The following is a 2,541-nucleotide window of genomic DNA, read 5'->3' on the forward strand; positions in this document are numbered from 1 at the left end:
ACCAATTTATTGCAACCGCAGTAGGACAGCCTTAAGTCCGACAGGCTGCTAGCAGGCTTCCCGACAAACTGCTGGCTTCAAAGCGGCAATTGCCCGATGTGCGCAGTGTCTTATGCTGCCAGATTAGCACTAGCGGGTTTAAAGCCAATATTCTGCTTGTCACTGTCGCAACTGACTATCTGCATGTTGCCTGCAGACTCAGGAGTAGCGCTAAACGCACTTCCCCGGTTGAGGTTTTTATGAAGTCAGCACCGGCTTCAATGCAGATATCGTTGGCTCAACGAATCATAATCAGGTGATAAGGCTGAGTCTCACTGATACTTAAAATTCGGCACTCCTGCAATCCATGGGCTAGTTTATCTGAGCATTCATAAACTGGATAAGGTAGATGTTGATGACACACTCCATTGCTCAATTACCTACAGCAACAAAGCAATCGATATTTTTCCAACGTAACAAGGCTCATCAGTCGGTTGCTGCTTCCCTTGGCCTCATCATGATGGTTTGTCCCTGCTCTAAACTGCTGGCAAAAAACCCTTTCTCAATGCCTGTGGAGGAGATATTTACTGAAGATAAAACGACAAAAACGTCTAGCTTTCTGGACGATTTGATTAACCACAATGTTTATTTAGGAACCCCCCCTCCTTTTACCCTCAACCCGAATACGACACATCTCATCTTTGCTTTAAATCATGAAAATGAACGAGACGAAAAAATGGATGTGCATACAGAAGAACCACAGGGCGCTGAAGCACTGCAGCCTCAGCCTTTAATGCAAATCCCGCTCCCATTGATAACCCATGCACAAATTACTGCCAATATCCAACAGTTGAATACAGGCCTGAATGGAGACGCTCTGATCCTGAATACTATGTTGAGTTACGTCCCGGTTACTCTCCCCAATGAGAGCCTGACAATTCTGAGTATGATTCAACAAGTGAAAAAAGCACTCCATGTTGAGTCTGACGAAAACCAGAATGTGTTACTAGGCGTTCTCATTAACATCCAGGGTACTGAATCTCCTGTCGATATCACCAGGCCAGAAGATCAACAGAGCCTCGCGATGTTGATGGTGAGTTACTATACAGCCATCCACTGCAAGGGAGCCCACCCACAAGCCGCTTATTGGTTTTTTCACTCATTCCTGCTTCACGCCGCTAGCTTGTCTGGTATCGACAGACTCGATGCAAAAAAAGTTGAGCTTTTAGGTGCAAAAACACCTATAGAAGATCACAAAATTTTAAAAGCAAATATCGAAGAATCTAATAAATGCTTCATTGGCCTGAAAGTGCTGGAAAAAATGCGCCTTATATTTTTGAGCGAATCGGAAAAACCCTCGCAAGCTGAAAAATACACGCCATCAGCCGACCCACTGCTAATTGCCGCTTTCTCCCTGCTCAACTATGACATTAATCAAAAAAAAATACCGATTTATCAGCGTAATATAAAATCTGCTAAACGAATGTCCAGTCTGATAAAAGAATATCGTAACACAAAACCTGAATTAGTTGCCTCGTGTAGTCAGTTTGTGAGTCTCATTAATGCCATAAGCCTGATGCTTGATCCTTTCTCTATACAACTCGCAAATACACATCTTGACAACCTATCGAGTTATTTTAGTCTATCAAATTGGTTAGACACCAATACTGACTCTTCAGGCATAAAAGGCAAAGAACAGGCATTATTTGGAATATTCGAAAAGGTATTAAAAGACGCAAGAGACAATCCTGGAAATGAAAAGCCTGAATTATTTCAAGAGTTGCTTCTAACCCTGGAACAGTACATAGAGAAACAATTACCAAAAGCTTTTATTGAAGAAGATTACTACGTCATAATGGTAGTTCTGGGCACAGAATTTTCGGATCTGCTGGAACAATCCGTCAAAACGCTGGCATATCTGGCAACGAATGACACTGTTGCTAATCAGCAGGCCGATGGAGCCAATTACGACGAGACAGTGGAACAAGAAGGAAAAGAGTTCAGCGAAGAAAAGAAGAAGAAAAAATACCTGAAAGAACGGATAGACTACTTGGAAGATTTCGTCGGTTGGTTCGGGCTTAACTATGATTTTGCTATGAATAATCCTTGTGACTCTGACAGTAGTGACTATCGCTATAGTCACCATAACAATATTGATTATGGCAGTGGAGACTCCAACAGCACTGACTCTGGCAGTAGTCACCGTAACAGTATTGACTATGGCAGCGGTGACTCTGACAGCAGTGACTCCGGTGGTAGCCACCGTAACAGTATCGATTATGGCAGTATCGACTATGGCAGTGGCGACTCTGAAAGTAGTGATGCTGTCATGGGTGACACTGAAAGTAGTGATACTGACAGACCCGATAATGACAGAGAGTAGTCTTGACGGAGTTTATTTTTAGTCTCCTTCCTGTTCTCTCAAAGTAAGCGCCATCAGCACACTTCTCCGCAAACTGCTGGCCAGACGCATTGCCGGGAGGTCAGACTGAGTCTGGCTGGTGCAGAAAAGTGAGCACTGCTGCAATCCATGGTCTAGTTTATCAGGGCATTTATAAACTG

Annotated in this window: 1 protein-coding gene; it reads left to right on the forward strand. The window is 43.5% G+C overall.

What is annotated here, in order from left to right:
* The first annotated feature begins 394 nt into the window (after positions 1 to 394).
* Positions 395 to 2,362, forward strand: a complete 1,968-nt coding sequence (locus KDK19_RS11510; protein WP_257252614.1) for a hypothetical protein — start codon at positions 395 to 397, stop codon at positions 2,360 to 2,362.
* The last annotated feature ends 179 nt before the right edge of the window (positions 2,363 to 2,541 follow it).

Origin of the sequence: Endozoicomonas sp. ONNA1 (assembly GCF_024606325.1) — a bacterium.
Classification (GTDB): domain Bacteria; phylum Pseudomonadota; class Gammaproteobacteria; order Pseudomonadales; family Endozoicomonadaceae; genus Endozoicomonas_A.